We start from the raw sequence: 18052 nt of genomic DNA, 5'->3' as shown, positions 1-18052 counted from the left end.
CCCGTAAAGTACTCGGACTAAGCTTCCCTGATTCGACTTCACTTTGCGAGGTGGGGCAGCGGTCGGAAGTGGATCCCCCCCCCCCCCTCGTACACCCCTATTACCTCATTTAATCACTTTCTCAATATTCTGAAGCACCATTTCCGGGCTTTTTTATACGCGCTATCTGCTGAGTGACGGCCGCGAAGCGTCGGACCGCTGACGGCGGGGCCTGAACCAGAACAAGGTCAAGCCCACGGCGCTCATCCCGAGTACCCCCGCCAAATAAAAACCGCTCTTGAGTCCCGCCCACTCGTTCAAGCCGCCGGCCAAGAACGGCCCAGCAAACATGCCGATCGCGTAGACCGCTTGGTACAGCCCCATCGCTGTGGCCCTCTTTTGTTCCGGAATGTGCTGTATCGAGAGACCCAGAAGCAGCGGGAAATGCAGCCCTTGGAAAAATCCGTTAACCGCCTGCGTCAGCAGCAGCAGCCCGAAGCCTGGCACCAGCGACGTTGCCGCCGAGCATACGGCGCTGACCGCGAAGCCGAGCAGTACGACGTTCCACGCTCCGAAGCGCGGGGCAAATACTTTGCCGGTCATAAACGAGCTGACGGCGTGCGGTATCATGAATGCAAATACAAGCAGCGTCAGCCCGGCCTCGTCCGCCCCCAGCGATAAGGCGTACGAGGGCGTAAAACCAAACATCGTAATAAACAACACACTGTGCGCCAAAATGGACAACGAAGAAACCTTGAGTAGCAGCTTATCCTTCATCACCGGCGCGAGGTCGGCGAAACGCATCGGCGACCGGTCCCCGCTTTCCTTCGGTTCCTTCAGCAGGAAGGCAAGGGCCAGTCCGGCCAGTCCGATGACCGCCCCGGTCCAGAATGCGGCGTTCCACCCGCCCCATTTGGCCAAGTAGCCGCTCATGCTCATGCCGAAAAGCTGCCCGGCGACGGTAAGCAGACTGATCGTGCCCATCGCCCGCGTCGCTTGTTCGCCGCGGTATAATCCGGCATACATGACGGTAAAAGCAACCCAGGTCGAGGCGCCTACCCCCGATAGCACGCGCCCGGCGAACGCCCAGCCAAGCTGCTCGCCCAAGGCGAAGCATAAGCAACTGGCCGCGGTGCACAGCATGCCGAGCAGAATGAACGGTTTCCGGCTCTTGAAACGGTCGGACGTGATCCCGAGCGGCAGACGCAGCACGATCTGCGTCAAACCGTAGCTGCCAAGTACGATCCCGGCCATGGTGTAGGAGGCGCCCAGATGATCAAGGTATGGCGACAGGATCGGAACGTAAACATAGAGCGAGCACCAATATAACAAGGTGACCAGCACAAAGATCGTATGGTTGATTCGCTCTGCGGTTGTCGATTTCATGATAAGTTTTCTTCCCTCTTATAGGCTTAGCTGCAGAATAGCCTTCACATCGTCCTCATGCAACACCTTGAACGATCCAATCGTACTGAACTTGACGGCTTCCTTCGCCATGCGGCCGATTTCGCTCTCCCCGATACCAAGATCGGCCAAACGGGCAGGCGCGCCGATGCGCGTAAAGTAATCTCTTGTCGCCTGAATGCCGGCCAACGCGATTTCCTCTTCGCTTTTGCCTGCGGGATCGATGTTCCACACCCGGACGGCAAACTGAACGAACCGGTCCGGACGGCTGCGGTACACATACTTCATCCAGTTGGGGAACAAAATGGAAAGTCCCGCCGCATGCGCAATATCATAGATCGCACTCACCTCGTGCTCGATGGCGTGCGTCGCCCAGTCGGTCTGCACGCCGACGCTGATCATGCCGCCATTCAGCGCATAGGTGCCGCACAGCATCAGGTTCGCGCGAGCCTCGTAATGCTCTGGCTCGGCCAGAGCCCGTTCGCCGTTCTCGATAATCGTTTGCAGGATCGATTCGCAAAGCCGCTCTTGCAGAGGCGTATCCGGTGTGAGGCTGAAATATTGCTCGAAGACATGCGACATCATGTCCACGATCCCGTTCACCGTTTGATCCGCAGGCACCGTGTACGTCAGCGTCGGGTCCAGAATGGAAAATTTCGGATAGGCGTGAATGCTGGCGAACGATTTCTTCAGCTTTTCTTCCCAGTTGGTGATGACGGCGTTGCCGTTCATTTCGGATCCCGTTGCGGATAAGGTCAGCACCGTGCCGAGCGGCAGCGCCGCCGTAATTTTCGCTTTCCGCATCAGAAAATCCCAGACGTCTCCCTCATACGGAACGCCGACGGCGACGGCTTTGGCTGCGTCAATTACGCTGCCTCCGCCCACGGCCAGAATCAAATCGACACCTTCCGCGCGGCATAGCTCGATTCCCTTGCGTACCGTCGTAACCCGGGGATTCGGCTCAACGCCGGGCAGTTCGACGGTTCGAACACCAGCATTGGCAAGCTGCGTAAGGACGCGATCGTACAGGCCGGTCTTTTTGATGCTTCCGCCGCCATAAACGAGCAGTACCGTTTTGCTGCTGCAGGCCGCAACTTGCTCCCCCAGCCGCTCCAGCTTGCCCGCGCCGAACAAGATTTTGGTAGGATTATGAAAATCAAACGAATTCATCGCCACTTCCTCCTTGGTTACTCATGCATTCCATATATTATACTAGGTACCGAACCGTAGTACTAGCATACGAAATTCGACATTCTTTTCACAAGTAAAGTCCGTTTTTCTACGAGATGTTCCAAAACTCCATAACTTTCCATGAATTGGTGTATGATGCAATTGTCAATCGAACATCACTTAATCAAGGAGGAACGCCGCATGAAAAAATCACTCACAGTCTTAACCTTGACCGCAGCCGTTTTCGCCAGCGCTCTCTCTCCTACGGCGAGCTTTGCAGCAACCGAGCCTGCTTCTGCTTCCCCATCGGCAGGAAGCCAAGCATACTACGAAGATCCTTGGTACATGAATAAAGGCGAAGTCAGAGAGTTATACTCTGCCTCGGGGTATACCTACAAAGTACAGGGAGAAAACGCCAAGGTGTACAAAAAGAAAGGCGTATGGTATCTGGAAGCAACCGTACATGGCGATTCGCTGTTGATCCAGCTTAAAAACGGAAAGCCGGTCAAGGAATACGTTATTTATGTGACAGATTAAGCAATAAAAAAGCTATCGGCTCGGCAGAACCCGCGGAATTCCCGTTCCGGCGGGTTTTCGCAATTTTCACCGCAAAAAAGCCCTGCTGCCAGCATCGCGCTGCAACAGGACCGGGCATGGAAAAACTTTCAAGTGATGCTCTTGAGGCCGCCGTACTGGGAAATCGCGAGCAGCAAGTCGCGCAAGATCGGCAATACGAACTGTGCGCCGTCAAGCCGAAATATGCCGCTGCGGTTATGCACCGTCGCTTCTTTCACGTACAGGCGGTAATGCCGCATCCCGGAGTGCATGCTGACGGTTTCGCTTCCGGCGGAGCCGTTTTTTTGGAACGTAATCGGACGGGCGCCGGATGGCGGCTCGTACGGCAAAATGCTGATAATATCTTCAAGCTTAATATGATAATTGGTATGCGGCTTTTGGAAAACGAGTTCTTTGGTCGAGACCGTAAGTCCGAAATCCCTCTTTTTATGAGAAATTTTCAGATCCCCTTCCAGCTCCTTAATCTTGATAAATTCGTTCATGCTCTCTCCCCCTCCCAGAGCCGTAGGCAGCTGTTCGGCGGATTGCCTCGAACGTTCCGATCCGAACGGAGCTTAGACCTTGAAGCGAGCATACCATAAAAGGCACTACCGCGCCACCTGTCCGATCGGTACGGCTTCCGGTTTGCGAGAAGACGGAATCCTTAGAGCCCCAGCTCGAAACGAATTCGATCCGCTGCTTCGGGAAAGTCGATCAAGGGATTGCGGTTTCCTTGCAGCTCAAAGATCGCCCGATTCCGGTGCTTCTCATGCATCGTAACCGGATGCTCCTTATGCCAGGCAAGCAGCATCTCGATATCGATCCGGATCCGTTGGTTCCCGTTGATTTTGCCGGGATAGCGGAGCAGGAAATAGAGCACGGCTCTCGCCGCCTCGCCTTTTCCGTTTTCCGGCTCGAATTTGATCAATCCGCCCCTTTTGCCGCATTCGTTTCGAATCGTTTCTTGATACGCTTCGGGCGTGTAGTCGGCAAAATCGAAATACGGGACGTTTCCTCGAAAGCTGTTGCAATCCGCTTCGCAGACGAACAGATGGTGCATATCGCCGAGCATAGGGTTTCGTTTGCCGAACCAGGACTGGGGCACGACATGTTCGACGTTAAATTGGAACTTTTCATCCAACATTTGCTGCAGTTCTTCAGCATTCATCCGTTCCAAATCAGGCAAAGCTTCAATAAACTCCTTCTTTTGTTGTTCGAATGCAAAGTCTTCGCGGATCAAGCGTTCGGGATCCAAATCCCGGCTGGAGTAGAGACTCCGAAGCTTACCGTTCTCCCTTAAATCGACCCGCGAATACAGCTCAGACCGGCTTCGGTCATAAGATAAAACGTTCGTATGCGAGTGAAGCAGAAGGCGATGAAGATCCCGGAACAGCTCCTCCCCACTGCCGGACCGCAGGTTGACGGAACGGTAATAATCTACGATACTCAGCCTGTCTTTCTCTTCGTCATAATAAACACGTTCGCTTTCCAGGCGGCTACGGCTTAACTGCAGTTTAAGCAGCATCCGCTCAAGCATACTGCCGGCCATAAATTGTACGCCCGGCAACAGCGGGAGCAATCCCGGCAGCGCCAGCGCTTCCTCGTCCCGATAAATCACTCTCAGAACCAATGGCGCGTGGTCGGAAATGTCTCTTACAAACTGCTGCACGCTTTGGTCCAGTCTGACGATGGCCGCATCATCCTGCTGGATGGAGCCGACGTTCATATCCCGGCTCACGATGATATGGTCGATTAAGGAAAACGGATCTTCCAGATAAGAAATGTGACCGGCATCCGCATCGTCACGCGTTAACGTAACCAAGGATGGAGAATTCATAATCGGCGATAAAGAAACACTGCCTGCATCATCGTTCAAATCACCGCCAAGCACGATAGGAAGATGCCGAAACGCTTCGTCGCGTTTCAAGTCCTCAATGATCACGGATATGACCTCCGCCGCTAACTTGCGTCTTTCCGTGCTTTCGGGGTCTCTCATCGCTTTCAGATGAACGACAATCATGAGAAACTCGACATCCTTGCCTTCTTCTTTCACGGTACACTTCGCGAACAGCGGTTCCCGCCGCTGCGGAAAAGCGGGCCGGTTTGCAACGGTGGAATGAAGCAGATTATGATATTTACGGTTAATATCGTCTCTCAGCTCCACTACCGTCGTAGCCGTATCATACAGAACAGCCAAATCCTGATTTCCGGTCGAATCCAGATAAACATATTTCATTACCGTGCCGTTGAGTTGTTTTATAGCTTCAATAAGGCGATCCAGCGCTCTTCTTTCCACCTCCACCAAGCCTAGAACGTCCATGGACAAATTGCCCACAACCCGTGCTACGTCCTTGACCCTTTGCTCATTCGAGGTGTTGTTAAAGTGCTCGATATTCCAAAATCCGATGTCGGCGAATCGTTTATCCCCTTTGTAGGTAGGCACCTCGACTTCGAGCAGCGCTTCTTGACTGTCAACCAGCCCTGCCACATCGTAATAACCCAAATAAGGCGAGCGGTCCTCCAGCGTACTCGTGATGCGGGCAGCTCCGGCGTTTCCGCTTTGGGCCATCGAGATCAGCTTGCTCACAATAGCGGAAATGCGTACCCCTTCGTTAAGCGGCGTCGCTTCGCTCAAGCCGGCGCGGTGAAGGGCGACCAGCTCCCAATTGTTATTGAATACGGCCGCACCGGACGAGCCCGCCTCAGTATCCGTTGAATAATGAATAACTTTATCGTACACGTAGCTTACGGTATTGTCCTGCAGGGCGATTTCTTTTTTCCTGCCTCTGGGGTGCTGAATAATATTGACGTATTCGCCGCGCGTAATCGTGGTCGGACTTCTCAGCAGCTTAACCGGCGTGATTTGCTCGATTCCTGCGGACTCGCAAGCAACGATCGTAAAGTCCAGTTCCTTAACCGTAAGGAATAATTCGCTTGGCTTCAGCTTGGCCTTAATAACATTCTTGTGTTCTTCGTAGTCGAATTCGATGAAGCTTAATCCGGCCTCCTCGATATCGTGAAGAACGTGATTGTTCGTCATGACCACTCCCCGATCGATAAGGAATCCTGTTCCCAAACCGGACGGGGTAATGATGCGGCCGACCGCCTTCGCCCTTTCCACTCCTTTGCTTAAAAAATCAACCGGCAGCAGATTGTTCTCCCGATTGATTTTCTCAAGCAGCAGCCGCTCGGTTTCTCTTCTCAGCTCTTCGTTGGCAGCCCATGCCTGTTCATCGGGTGTCAGACGTAAAACCGAAACGGCTCTCCGTCTTACCAAATCGCGAAAATCATCAGACGACAAAGGAGCGATATCATGCAAAGGGAAAAGCTTCTCCCTGGCAGCTTGCAACTCGCTTTCTACGATCACTTGGTAACCTCCTTCGCGGTATTCGGGTTCTATAGTCCTGTCGCCAGAGCATCAAATCAACGATTCTGCCCCTTCAATGAAAATCTCCGTTCCCGTAATGTGGCTCGAAGCGTCAGAGGCGAGAAAAGCGACCAAATCCGCCACCTGCTCCGGCTGTCCGGGACCGTGCTCCAAGGGCTGGCTGCCCTCCGGATACTCGACCTTGATCTTGACTTTCTCCAGCTCCGGCGACGGATGCGTGCTTTGATTGATGTGGGTTTTGATCGAGCCTGGGCAGACGGCGTTCACCCGGATTTTATAGCGGGCAAGCTCAAGCGCCGCCATCTTCGCAAAGGCGATCTGCCCCGCCTTGGACGTGCTGTACGCCGACATCCCGATGTTCGAGAAGACGCGGCTGCCGTTAATCGAGCTGGTAATGATGATGCTGCCGCCCTTTTGCTTCATATGAGGAATCGCATATTTAACGCACAGAAACGTCCCTTTCAGATTAACGAACAGCGTATGGTCCCAATCTTCCGGCTTCATATCCTCGATCGGCGCCAGCACGCCGTTTATCCCCGCGTTGGCAAAGACGACGTCGAGCCGTCCCCACGTTCCCGCTGCCGTATCGATCGCCTGCTTCACCTGCAGCGGGTCGGACACGTCTACGTCCACCGTGATCGCCTGGGCCTGCACGGCCGTCAGCTCCTGCTTGACCTGCTCGGTGCGGTCGTTCTGCAGATCGAGCAGACATACCTTCACACCCTGCTTCGCCAGAGCAATGGCGGCGGCGCGGCCGATTCCGGAACCGGCGCCGGTGACGACCGCGACTTGTCTTTCAGCCCCGGAAGCGTCATGTTAGGTTGTTGCAGCGTCTGAACACTCATCCGTTCTCGCCCCTTTGTCTTGAACTATTCGGCAATAGCGTTATTTTGCCAAAAGCCCGGAAGAATATGTGACAGCATTCGACGGGACTCGTGTTCCGGGGGCATTTGTGCTACAATACTAAAATTGAAGTTTGATCTTACGCGGCAGGAGGCATTTTCCCCTTTATGTTAATCATCGGTATCGCAGGAGGCACAGGTTCGGGCAAAACGACGGTCGCACGCTCCGTTATCGACCGGCTCGGATCCGACAAAGTGACGTTTATTTCGCAGGACAATTACTACAAGGATCACTCGCATATATCCCTCACGGAACGGGAATCGATCAATTACGACCATCCGTTCGCCTTCGATAACGAATTGCTGCTGACGCATTTGAAGCAGCTTAAGAATCAAGCTGTTGTGACCGCACCCGTGTACGATTTCTCCAACCATGCGCGGTCAACCACCCGCACCGTCGAACTGAAGCCGAACAAAATCGTCATGATCGAGGGGCTCCATGTGTTGTCGGACGAGCAGCTTCGCGGCATTCTGGACATTAAGGTGTTCGTGGACACCGACCCGGACGTACGCATTCTGCGCAGAGTGCTTCGCGATATCGAGGAGCGCGGACGGTCAATTCAATCCGTATACGACCAATATTTGACGACGGTCAAGCCGATGCACGAAGCCTTCATCGAGCCGTCAAAAAAATATGCCGACCTCATCATCCCCGAGGGCGGGCACAATGAAGTCGGCATCCAGCTGCTGTCGACTTTGACGGAAAAGTATTTAACGGAGTAAATGATTTATCTCGTTTATTTTTTTCGAAAGTACACCCGCTCCGGGCGGCCGACATCTCCGTAAGACAAATCGGCGCGAAGCTTGCCGTCTTCCGCCAAATGCTCCAAGTAGCGCCTGGCCGTAGAGCGGCTGACGCCGACCCGCTTCGCCGTTTCTTCCGCGGTGAGCGGCGCGTTCGCCTCGGAGATCGCCTGGACGATTTTATCCAGCGTTAGTTTGTCAATGCCTTTGGGCAACGAAGCTCCCGGACCGGGGGCTTCTTTTTTTGCGCTGCCCTGAAGCAGCCGGTCGATCTCGTCCTGGCTGATCGAGGCGTTAGCCTGACGCAGATGCTTGATCGTCCGATGAAACGATTCATACCGCTGCAGCGTCTCCTGCATTCTGCTGAAGAGCACCGGCTTCATGATATAATCGAACACGCCGCCGCGGATCGCTTCCCGGACGGCTTCGACCTCTTTGGCCGCGGTAATCATGATAACGTCCGCCTGCCGGTGCTGCTGGCCGATGGTACGAAGCAGCTCAAGCCCGCTGGTCTCCGGAAAATAAATGTCAAGCAGCACCAGATCCGGCTCCAACACGCTCAAGAGCTCTAGCGCCTGCGGCTCGTCGGTCGCGATGCCTACAACGCCGAAGCCCGGCACTTTCTCGACGAAGCGCCGGTTAATCTCCGCGATCCGCTCGTCGTCTTCGACGATCAGCACGCGGATCGGCGGGGTTGCATTCGCAGCGTCAGCCTTCAAGTTCCTTCCCCTTTCTACAGTTCGACCCGTTTCGGAATGACAACCGAGAACACCGTGCCGCCCTCCCCCGACGATTCGTGCAAAATCCGGCCGCCGAGCTTATCCACGGTATGCTTGACCAACGCAAGGCCGATGCCCCGATGCTCGCCCTCTTTGCTCGATACGCCTTTCTGGAAAATGTTCTCTGCCCATTCATCCGGGATGCCCGGACCGTTGTCCTCGCATTCAATCATCAGGTCTTCGCCGTAATCGCTCAGAAACAAGGTAACCTTCTTCTCTTCGGCGGCAGAATAATCGAGCAGCGCTTCCATGGCATTGTCCGTTAAATTGCCGATGATCGTAACGAGCAGATCCCTGTCGATCCGGGCCGGCACATCCTTGAACGAAGTTTCGGGATCGATCTCGAACTTGATTTTGAGCTCGTGGGCGCGGTTGTATTTGCCGATTAACAATCCTCCGATCACCAGGTCGGGAATTTCCCTCATAACAAATTGAATGAAATTTTGATGCACATCCGTTTCCTTGGAAATCATCTCAACGGCCTTTTGATCCGATTCGAGCTGTATGAGTCCAGAGATGACGTACAGCTTATTGGAATATTCGTGGGTTTGCGCCCGCAGTCCCTCGGCGAAACGCTTGACCTGGGACAATTCCTCCGCGAGCCGGTACACCTCCGACTTGCTGCGGAAGCTGACTACGGCGCCGATGACTTCATTTTGTCTATTGAACACCGGCACCCGGTTCGCGACAACCTCTTGACCGTGCATAATCATCTCGACGTCGAATTCAGACTGGCCGGTGCGAGCCACCGTGAGCAGCCGGGATTTCGGAACGATTTCCCGGATCGGCTTGCCGATCAGCTTGGTATCGTCGGGAAGCCCCAGAATGCGGAGCGTCTGCTGGTTCGCCAAGGTGATCCGCCCGTTGCGGTCCACCGCGAGTATCGCTTCGCGGATTGATTCAAGAATGGCTTTCTTCTCCATATACAGCGTTCCGATTTCCTCCGGCTCCAGACCGTGAATCGAACGCCGGACGCCTCTGGCAATCACGACGGCTCCGGCCATCGCGACAGCCAAGGCTGCAAGGGATATGAGCAAAATACGCTGCTGATACACATCGTCCCATTGGTTAATATCGTCCAAAAGAAAGCCCACCGATACGATGCCGATCACGTCCCCGTTCTCGCCCCGAATCGGGACTTTTCCGCGCAGCGAAGGCCCCATGGACCCTTCCGCCTTGGAGATGATCGACTTGCCTTCGAGCACCGGGCCGTTGTCGCCCCCGATCATTTCTTTGCCGATCCGCTCGGGCAGCGGATGGGAGTAGCGTATTCCTTCGCGGTTGCCGATGACCAAGTACAAGGCTCCTGTCTTCTCGCGAATTTGCTCGGCAAGCGGCTGAATGACGGACGACGGCTCCGCAAGCTTGAACGATTTCCGGATTTCGGGAATTTCCGCCACCGTCTCCGCCACCTTGAGCGCACGTGTTCCGATCTGGTCTTCCATCATGGAAGTCACCATATATTCGACAACCCCCGCGGCTACCGTAAGCACGGAGAAAAGGAGCGTGCAAATGAGCAAAATGAGCTTCGTTTGTAAGCGCATAAACTCCCCCTTCTTCCTATGATACCACATCCGGCCTCAATCGACACAAAGCCCCGGGGGCCCAATAAGCTGGACCTGCCAGGGGATGATGTCGGAACATTTCCGTCCCGCCTTAAGCTTCTTCGTTGACAATCACTTTTTTGCCGCGCAGCTTCATCACAAACGGAATCGCGAGCCACAGCACGGCGATGATCAGGAAGATCAAGGACACCGGCTTCATGACGAAGATGGAAAAGTCGCCGCTTGAAATGGTCAGTGCCCGCCGCATGTTGTTTTCGATCATCGGTCCGAGGACCAGTCCGAGAACGAGCGGCGCAATCGGGTAGTCGTTTTTGGAAAGAAAATATCCGACAACCCCGCACGCAAGCAGCAGCATCAAATGAAAGACGGACATCTGCACGGCGTATACTCCGAAGATGGAGATGGTCACAATAATCGGAATCAAATATTTCGCCGGCGTTTCGATAATTTTGGCAAACATCTTCACCAAAGGCATGTTGAGCAGCAGCAGCATCACATTTCCGATAAACATACTGGCGATCAAGCCCCAAGCGATGCTAGGATGATCCTCGAACAACAGCGGGCCCGGCTGCACGTTGTACATGATGAGCGCCCCCATGAGCACGGCGGTCGTGCCCGTTCCGGGAATGCCGAGCGTCAGCAGCGGAATCATCGCGCCGCCCGAAGCGGCGTTATTGGCCGATTCCGGTCCGGCGACTCCCTCGATGGCGCCCTTGCCGAATTTCTCCGGATGCTTGCTGATTTTTTTCTCCAGCAGGTACGAGAGGAACGAGGCCAAGGTTGCCCCGGAGCCGGGGACGATGCCTTTGAAGAAGCCGACGAGCGAGCCGCGCACAATCGGCATCGCGCTGTCCTTCAAATCCTGCTTCGTTGGCAGGATGCTGTTGATTTTGGCAATTTCGCCGGTGTCCGCATCCTTCTCGAGAATGGTTTTGAATACTTCCCCGAGGGCGAACATTCCGACGGCGACGGTCAGGAACTCGATGCCCTGATACAGCTCGGGAATATCAAACGAAAAGCGCGCGACGCCGGATACCGCGTCAATTCCGATCGTCGCCAGCGCCAAGCCGAATGCGGTCATCAGCAGCGCTTTTGTGATCGATTTCCCGGCCAGTCCGCTTAGTGCGCACAGCCCGAGCACCATGAGCGAAAATTCTTCGGCCGGGCCCATTTTGAGCGCCACGTTCGACAGCGGCTCGGCCAGAAGCACCAGCCCGATCAGAGAAATCAAGCCGGCGACAAAAGAGCCAATTGCCGCAATCGAGAGCGCCGCCCCTGCCCGGCCCTGCTTCGCCATCGGATAACCGTCCAGAGCGGTGACGACGGAGGACGATTCCCCCGGCGTATTGAGCAGGATCGAGGTGGTCGAACCGCCGTACATCGCTCCGTAATACACGCCGGCCAGCAGGATGATCGAGCTGGTCGCGGCAGCTTCCGGCGGTAGTCCGCTGGTAAGCGAGGTGGTGACCGGGATCAGCAGAGCGACCCCGCTGATGGGCCCGATCCCCGGAAGGACACCGACCATCGTCCCGATCAATACGCCGGCAAAAGCAAACAGCAAGTTGTACCAGATCAGCGCCGTCGCAAACCCGCTAAGTAAATATTGTAACGTATCCATCTAAAGCGATTCCCTCCCAAGCAATCCGCACGATTGCCGTCTCGCACGCTTTTGCTCAGAGACCCAGCCAAGAAGGCAGGCCCGGCAAAGTGCCCTTCAGCAATTCGACATAGACGTAATAGACGCCGATAGAAAAGCCTGCGGAAATAACGGCCGAATACAGCCATTTTCCCCGTTCCATCGTTTGAAAGCCGATCATCAGAAAAATAAACGTACTGATCACATAACCGATTTCCTCAAGCAGCATAATATAGCCGATCGCTGAAGCCAAAATGACGAGAAACCGCTTATAATCCAGCTTCGCACCGCGGCCTTCCTCTTTAGGAGCGGCCGGGTATTTCAACGTTTCGTAGAACAGCCTCAAGCTGATCAGCATCAGCAGTATGCCAAGTCCGAGCGGAAAAATGTTCGGCCCCACGTGGCTTCCATATGCGCTGCTGGAAATCGATAAACTGCCGTAAGCGAATGCCGTTCCCACCACGAGAAAAACGACAGACATCGTGCGGTCAAATGCTCTGCTCATCGGACCACCCTCCTTGTCCTTACTTCGCCATGCCGAGCGCTGTCAGCATATCCTTGACCTGCGATTCCTGCTGGGTAAGGAACGCTTTGAACTCGGCCGCGTTCTTGTAATCTTTCTCCCACACGTTCGCTTGAAGCTCTTTTTTCCAGCCTTCGGAATCGGACATTTCTTTTAACTTGGCATCCCAGTAAGCAAGCTCGTCCTTGCCCATGTCCTTCGGTCCGAAGATGCCGCGCCAAATGTTAAATTCGGCGTCGATGCCCTGCTCCTTAAGCGTCGGGACGTCCTTCAGCTCGCCTGAGAGCTGGTTCGGCGCCGTCACGGCAAGCACGCGTACTTTGCCCGCTTTGACATATTCGCCTACGCTGGAAGCGTCGGTCGCAATCACGTCCGCATTGCCGCCAAGCAGCGAGGTCATCGCTTCGCCGCCGCCGTCGTAAGAAACATACTTTACTTTCTTCGGATCGATCCCTGACTTGTAGGCCGGAAGCACGGCAATCAGATGATCCATCGAGCCCGGCGCGGAGCCTCCCGCAACCGTCACCTTCGTCGGATCGGTCTTCAGCTCTTCGATCACCGATTTCATATCTTTAAACTTCGAGTTAGCGCTGACGACGATCGCGCCATAGTCTTTGGTAAGCTGTGCCAGCGGCGTCGTATCCTTGTAGCCGTACGGGCTGTTGCCTTCCTTCTTCAAGTTGTTGATCAGAATCGGCGGCGAGCTGACGAACAGCTTGTAATTGTCTTTCTTGTCCTTCGTCGCATATTCGGCCATGAAGACCGCGCCTCCACCGCCCGGCTTGTTTTCCACGGTGAGGGGCTGACCGACCGCCTTGCTCTCGGCGAGCGTCTTGGCGACGGAACGCGCCGTCTTGTCCCAGCCGCCGCCTGCACCGGACGGAGCAACGATGACGATCGGCTTCTCGGGGTACGATGACGTCTTGCCGGAGGCGGCCGGCTTGGCTCCGTCATTCGATTTTGGAGCGCCTCCGCCCGCACCGCATGCCGTCAAACTAAGCGCCAGAGCGCCGGTGAGCGCGAGTTTCCAAGATGTCTTCGATAGCGTTTTCAATATCATAAGTAAGGACCTCCAATTTTTTTATATTTTCTGTTTTGTTTTTTTTGATAGCGCTTTCTTATCGATTGCTTCGTCATTGTAGCATTAAGCGCTTTCATAAGCCTAGCTTCTGCTCATAAGTTGAATAATTCGCATTGTGCGCATTTTGCTCATTCTGTTCACGAAATGTTCAAAGATGATTTTGTAGTAGGCGCTCTTGCTATTTTGGTCCGTTTCCTTTATCCTAACAATTAGACCGGACGGTCAGATTAATAAATGAGGTGCACGATGGCACGCAAACGTCCCGAAGAAGCGGAACAGACCCGCAAACATATACTCGCCACCGCCAAGGAGCTGTTTGTCCAAAAAGGATACAGTGCCACGTCGATTGACGATATTCGCGTGAATTCCGGCATGAGCAAAGGCAGCATCTACTACCATTTCAAAAGCAAGGAATCCCTGTTCCTGAAATTGCTGGACGAGAACATGCAGGATTGGATTGATCAATGGACGAAGCTGTCCGCTTCCTTGGCGAGTGAAACCGAACGGCTGTACGCGCTGGCCGATCATTTTGCGAATGATCTTCAAAATCCTCTCATGAAAGCGGCGGAGGAATTTTCCGGCAGTCAAACGGCCGATCCGGACATCTTGAATTATTTGCTGTCGCTTGCCAAGACGCCCCACCAGCATGTAAAGAACGTGCTGCAGGCCGGTATGGATAAGGGAGAATTCAAGAAAGACGATCCCGAGCAATTAACTTTCATCGTCATGGGAACGCTTGGCGGCTTGGGCGCCACTTATTACGAGAATTATTCGATGGACCAATTGATTGCCATTCATCGCAAAGCGATCGATACGATTCTGAACGGAATTCGGCCTGACTAAGCGGTTTTCCGTCTTTTTTCGAGCCTTATTAAACCGGACGGTCAGTTTATTATGAAGGAGGATTTATTTATGAGTCATTCGCCTATCCCCCACACTCATGCGCCCTTATGGCGAAACCGCGTATTCCAAATCGTCGCTTTCGCCGACCTGCTGCAGCAGCTTGCGATATGGACGCGCAATATCGCCCTGCTCTTTTATGTCATGGAGATGACCAATAACGATCCGGTTGCCGTCTCTTTGCTCACGATGTTTGAGTATTTGCCGATCTTTATCTTCTCGTTCATCGGCGGCACCTTCGCGGATCGTTGGAACCCGAAGAAAACGGTTATCGCCGGAGATACCTTGAGCGCAGTCTCAATTGGAATCATTGCGCTGTGCATGATGTCCGGCCTCTGGCAGGCCGTCTTCGTAGCGACGATCGTATCCGCGGTGGTCAGCCAGTTCTCGCAGCCGTCCTCCTCCATCCTGTTCAAAAAGCACGTTCCCGAGGAACAGGTCGGCTTGGCCGTCAGCATTACGCAAGGCTTGATGTCGATCTTCGTTATTGTCGGACCGATCATCGGCACAGCGATTTACACGACACTGGGCATCCAATATTCGTTGTTCGTGCTGATGGGATTATTTTTGCTTGCCGCGCTCATCCAATTCGGGCTCCCTTCGTCGGGGCGTACGGCCGAAGCGGCCCACAGTACGGTCATTCAGGACATGGTCGAAGGATTTCGCTATGTCAAGCGGAACCGGAACTTGGTCGTTATCGCCGCTATCTTCACTTTGATCGGTCTCGCTGTCGGGATCATTCAACCGCTCGACGTCTATATTTTGATCGAACGGCTCGGCTTGAACAAAGAAAATTTGCAATGGTTCTATGCCGTTTCCGGGATCGGGATGCTTCTCGGGGGGCTGCTCGCCGCAGCGCTTTCCTCCCGCATCCAACGGTTCGCGAAGTCGGTAACGTTTATCGGCCTGCTTATTCTGGCCGTTTCGATCGCTTTTGAAGTGCTGTCCCGGTGGGCCCTCGTCACGGCCTCCATGCGCTTTTTCGTCGGGATTACGGAAGCTTTCCTGCAAATCGTGCTCGGCACGTTCATGATTAAGCTGGTGCATGCCGATTACGTCGGACGAACGAACGGTATTCTGGCTCCGCTCATGACCGGAGGCGTCTTGCTCGGCTCGGGAGCCGCAGGGCTGTTGATGAGCTCGACCTCGTTGATGACTACGTTCTTCATTTCCGCCGCGCTTGTCGCTGCCGCCGCCTGCATCAGCCTGCAATTGTCGTTCCCTTCCGGCGAGATGATAAACGAGCCGGAGACGACTGCGGGCATGTCCAAGAAAGAGTCGCTGCCAACTTTGTAACTTCCTGCATAAGAACCGTTTCTGGGTAACGGTATGACAGCTAATCCGTCAGCTGTAATGAAAGATGCCTTTCAGGATGCATTTATTCCGTCCCGAAAGGCATCTGCTTTTAAGATTGCTTTAAGCTCATGAGCAGCGCGTGCAGCTGCTTGATGTCGGCCATTAACCGCTGCCGGTCCGCTTCTAGCTCCGGCTCCGGCTCTGCCATCAACTGGGTTAGCCTAAGCTCCAACCGGCTGATTTCGTTCTCCTGCCGCTGATTTTCCGCCGAGTCATCGGCATCTCTCCGCTTCGCCGTATATTCGTCATACGTTCCCGGGAAAGCTTTTGCCCCCGTACCATCCAAGATCAGCAGCCGGTTTGCGATGTTCCGCAGCAGGTACCGGTCATGCGAAATAAGGACAAGCGCCCCTTGGTATTCGAGCAGCGCCTCCTCGACTTTCTCCCTTGTATCGATATCCAAATAATTCGTCGGCTCATCCAGGATGAGCAGATTGAACCCGCCAAAATAGAGATGGAGAAACGCGACGCGGCATTTCTCGCCCATACTCAGGTCGCCGATCCGTTTAAACGCCTCGTCCCCGCTGAACAGGAAGCAGCCCAGAATCGTACGCGCGTGGGACTGAGTCATGTCCGGCAGCCGCAGCAGGCTATCCAGAATCGTCTCGTCCGGGTTCAACTGGTCAAGTTCCTGCGCGAAGTAACCGATTTTCGTCTGCGGATGAAGCTTGACTTCGCCCGAGACCGGAGTTAAACTCCCGGTCATGAGCCGCAGCAGCGTCGTTTTGCCTGCTCCGTTCGGTCCGATGACAGCAACCCGGTCCCCCCGATTGACGCTCGCGCTCAGCGCCTGAAAGATCTGTCTGCCGCCATCGTAAGCAAAGCGAACCTCCTCGATGCGCAGCAGCGTCTCGGCCGCAAACGGCCGGTCTTTAAGCCGCATATGCAGGCTCCCTTCCTCGCGGGGCTTGCGCACCCGTTCCCGGTCGAGCCGTTCGAGCGCCGTTTCCTTTGCCTTAAGCCGGGAAACGTTCTTTTTCGCCTTCGAGCGCAAAAAATCGTTTTGTCCCGCGGCTTGATGCGCCTGGTTGAACCACTGCTGGTAGCGGCGGATACTTTCCAGAAGCTTCTCGCGGGCCTGCTCTTGCTTTTTAAACAGCGCTTCTTGCGACTGCCGTTCGATGTCCTTCTGTTTGCGGTAATCCGAATAACCTCCTGGATACATCCGGCCGCCCTGTCCAGTCAGCTCGTAAATGGCCGACGCCGTCCGGTCCACAAAATACCGGTCGTGCGAAACGAACAGCACGGTGCCTGTGTACTGCCGCAGCCACAGCTCCAGCCAGCTTAACGTTTCTTCGTCGAGATGGTTGGTCGGTTCGTCCAGCACAATGAATTTCGGCTCGCGAACCATCAGCCTCGCAAGCTGCGCTCTCGTTTTCTGTCCCCCGCTCAAACAGTGAAAAGGCTGCTGCCATAAGCCTGGATCAAGCTTCACCCGATGCAAGCATTTGTCCGCTTGAAGCTCCCAATCGTAGCCGCCCTGCTGCATATAGCGTTCGTGCAGCTCTCCGTACCGATCCAGCAGCTCCGCCGATTCCTCCCGACTCATCCGCCGCTGCAAATCCTTCAGCCGAAGCTTCAGCGCATAGCGGCTCTCCGAGCCGGACAGCACGAAGTCCAGCACCGTCTTCTCCCGCACTCCGGCAGGATGCTGCTCCAGCCATCCCCACTCCTCCAAGGGCAAATGCCGGTGCACGCTCCCGTGATCGAACGCCGTTTGACCCAGCAGTCCCTTGAGAAGCGTCGTTTTGCCCGTTCCATTCCGTCCGAAAATCGCGACGCGCTGCCCTTCGGCAATCTCAAGGGACACGTTCTCGAATAAGACCGTACCTTCCCATTCCTTGCGTAAATCCGTTGCTTTTACGATTAGCATTGTGGCATTCCTCCGTTTCATGACAACAAAAAAAACCGCAGCCCGGGGCTTACGGTCATATGCATGCAAAAGAGAGGACAAGAAGCGCAGGCGCATACGGAAAAACCGTCCGGCCCGGCAGCTTGCTAACCGTTCGTCGTTCTATCGAATGGACTCTCGTGGGCACACGTATCCCGTCCGCTTTTCCCCGGGGAAAA

15 protein-coding genes are annotated in these 18052 nt (G+C 54.7%); 4 read left to right on the top strand and 11 right to left on the bottom strand.

What is annotated here, in order from left to right; genetic code table 11:
- Positions 1–162: 162 nt before the first annotated feature.
- Both QJ48_RS27800 and QJ48_RS27795 read right to left on the bottom strand, forming a co-directional pair.
- A complete protein-coding gene (locus tag QJ48_RS27800) occupies positions 163–1365 on the bottom strand; it encodes an MFS transporter (protein ID WP_054976636.1) in 1203 nt (400 codons plus the stop codon).
- 18 nt (positions 1366–1383) lie between these two features.
- A complete protein-coding gene (locus QJ48_RS27795) occupies positions 1384–2553 on the bottom strand; it encodes an iron-containing alcohol dehydrogenase (protein WP_054976635.1) in 1170 nt (389 codons plus the stop codon).
- A gap of 201 nt (positions 2554–2754) precedes the next feature.
- Between QJ48_RS27795 and QJ48_RS27790 the strand changes: the two genes are divergently transcribed.
- Positions 2755–3090, top strand: coding sequence for a hypothetical protein (locus tag QJ48_RS27790; protein WP_054976634.1), 336 nt, complete (start codon positions 2755–2757; stop codon positions 3088–3090).
- 128 nt (positions 3091–3218) lie between these two features.
- Here the strand turns inward: QJ48_RS27790 and QJ48_RS27785 are convergent, their stop codons facing one another.
- The 3 genes from QJ48_RS27785 to QJ48_RS27775 form a co-directional block, all read right to left on the bottom strand.
- Positions 3219–3611, bottom strand: a complete 393-nt coding sequence (locus tag QJ48_RS27785) for a hypothetical protein (RefSeq protein WP_054976633.1) — start codon at positions 3609–3611, stop codon at positions 3219–3221.
- 161 nt (positions 3612–3772) lie between these two features.
- Positions 3773–6475 carry an endonuclease gene (locus QJ48_RS36305; RefSeq protein WP_054976632.1) on the bottom strand — a complete coding sequence of 901 codons (2703 nt, stop codon included), beginning with the start codon at positions 6473–6475 and terminating at the stop codon, positions 3773–3775.
- Between the two features lie 51 nt (positions 6476–6526).
- The gene (locus tag QJ48_RS27775) at positions 6527–7255 is read right to left on the bottom strand and encodes an SDR family NAD(P)-dependent oxidoreductase (RefSeq protein WP_054976631.1); all 729 of its coding nucleotides are present in this window, start codon (positions 7253–7255) and stop codon (positions 6527–6529) included.
- A 251-nt stretch (positions 7256–7506) separates the two neighbouring features.
- Between QJ48_RS27775 and udk the strand changes: the two genes are divergently transcribed.
- The gene (gene udk, locus QJ48_RS27770) at positions 7507–8121 is read left to right on the top strand and encodes a uridine kinase (protein ID WP_054976630.1); all 615 of its coding nucleotides are present in this window, start codon (positions 7507–7509) and stop codon (positions 8119–8121) included.
- 14 nt (positions 8122–8135) lie between these two features.
- On the opposite strand, the gene QJ48_RS27765 is transcribed toward udk, so the two are convergent.
- The 5 genes from QJ48_RS27765 to QJ48_RS27745 all read right to left on the bottom strand — a co-directional run bounded on the left by QJ48_RS27765 (position 8136) and on the right by QJ48_RS27745 (position 13705).
- Entirely contained in the window at positions 8136–8861 is a 726-nt protein-coding gene (locus QJ48_RS27765; protein ID WP_054976629.1) for a response regulator, read from the bottom strand.
- 14 nt (positions 8862–8875) lie between these two features.
- Entirely contained in the window at positions 8876–10465 is a 1590-nt protein-coding gene (locus QJ48_RS27760; RefSeq protein WP_054976628.1) for a sensor histidine kinase, read from the bottom strand.
- A 112-nt stretch (positions 10466–10577) separates the two neighbouring features.
- Positions 10578–12104 (bottom strand): tripartite tricarboxylate transporter permease, encoded by a 1527-nt coding sequence (locus QJ48_RS27755; RefSeq protein ID WP_054976627.1) that lies wholly within the window; start codon positions 12102–12104, stop codon positions 10578–10580.
- Between the two features lie 55 nt (positions 12105–12159).
- Entirely contained in the window at positions 12160–12627 is a 468-nt protein-coding gene (locus tag QJ48_RS27750) for a tripartite tricarboxylate transporter TctB family protein (RefSeq protein WP_054976626.1), read from the bottom strand.
- 19 nt (positions 12628–12646) lie between these two features.
- Positions 12647–13705: a tripartite tricarboxylate transporter substrate binding protein gene (locus QJ48_RS27745; protein WP_054976625.1), complete on the bottom strand. Its 1059-nt coding sequence runs from the start codon at positions 13703–13705 to the stop codon at positions 12647–12649.
- Between the two features lie 267 nt (positions 13706–13972).
- Here QJ48_RS27745 and QJ48_RS27740 point away from each other — a divergent pair, with 267 nt between their 5' ends.
- Positions 13973–14569, top strand: coding sequence for a TetR/AcrR family transcriptional regulator (locus QJ48_RS27740; protein ID WP_054976624.1), 597 nt, complete (start codon positions 13973–13975; stop codon positions 14567–14569).
- A gap of 69 nt (positions 14570–14638) precedes the next feature.
- Positions 14639–15922: an MFS transporter gene (locus QJ48_RS27735; RefSeq protein WP_054976623.1), complete on the top strand. Its 1284-nt coding sequence runs from the start codon at positions 14639–14641 to the stop codon at positions 15920–15922.
- 109 nt (positions 15923–16031) lie between these two features.
- Here QJ48_RS27735 and abc-f read toward each other — a convergent pair whose 3' ends face one another.
- Positions 16032–17855, bottom strand: coding sequence for a ribosomal protection-like ABC-F family protein (gene abc-f / locus QJ48_RS27730; protein ID WP_054976622.1), 1824 nt, complete (start codon positions 17853–17855; stop codon positions 16032–16034).
- Positions 17856–18052 lie beyond the last annotated feature (197 nt).

The sequence above is a fragment of the Paenibacillus sp. A3 genome (genome assembly GCF_001399685.1).
In the GTDB taxonomy this organism is placed as follows: Bacteria; Bacillota; Bacilli; order Paenibacillales; family NBRC-103111; genus Paenibacillus_G.
Note: the sequence above shows the minus strand (reverse complement) of the source record. Positions and strands in the feature narration are given on the sequence as shown.

What these genes read in the sequence shown, in the direction of transcription:
- QJ48_RS27800 (WP_054976636.1), bottom strand. Translation starts at nt 1,365, where the DNA reads ATGAAATCGACAACCGCAGAGCGAATCAACCATACGATCTTTGTGCTG.
- QJ48_RS27795 (WP_054976635.1), bottom strand. Translation starts at nt 2,553, where the DNA reads ATGAATTCGTTTGATTTTCATAATCCTACCAAAATCTTGTTCGGCGCG.
- QJ48_RS27790 (WP_054976634.1), top strand. Translation starts at nt 2,755, where the DNA reads ATGAAAAAATCACTCACAGTCTTAACCTTGACCGCAGCCGTTTTCGCC.
- QJ48_RS27785 (WP_054976633.1), bottom strand. Translation starts at nt 3,611, where the DNA reads ATGAACGAATTTATCAAGATTAAGGAGCTGGAAGGGGATCTGAAAATT.
- udk (WP_054976630.1), top strand. Translation starts at nt 7,507, where the DNA reads ATGTTAATCATCGGTATCGCAGGAGGCACAGGTTCGGGCAAAACGACG.
- QJ48_RS27760 (WP_054976628.1), bottom strand. Translation starts at nt 10,465, where the DNA reads ATGCGCTTACAAACGAAGCTCATTTTGCTCATTTGCACGCTCCTTTTC.
- QJ48_RS27755 (WP_054976627.1), bottom strand. Translation starts at nt 12,104, where the DNA reads ATGGATACGTTACAATATTTACTTAGCGGGTTTGCGACGGCGCTGATC.
- QJ48_RS27750 (WP_054976626.1), bottom strand. Translation starts at nt 12,627, where the DNA reads ATGAGCAGAGCATTTGACCGCACGATGTCTGTCGTTTTTCTCGTGGTG.
- QJ48_RS27745 (WP_054976625.1), bottom strand. Translation starts at nt 13,705, where the DNA reads ATGATATTGAAAACGCTATCGAAGACATCTTGGAAACTCGCGCTCACC.
- QJ48_RS27740 (WP_054976624.1), top strand. Translation starts at nt 13,973, where the DNA reads ATGGCACGCAAACGTCCCGAAGAAGCGGAACAGACCCGCAAACATATA.
- QJ48_RS27735 (WP_054976623.1), top strand. Translation starts at nt 14,639, where the DNA reads ATGAGTCATTCGCCTATCCCCCACACTCATGCGCCCTTATGGCGAAAC.
- abc-f (WP_054976622.1), bottom strand. Translation starts at nt 17,855, where the DNA reads ATGCTAATCGTAAAAGCAACGGATTTACGCAAGGAATGGGAAGGTACG.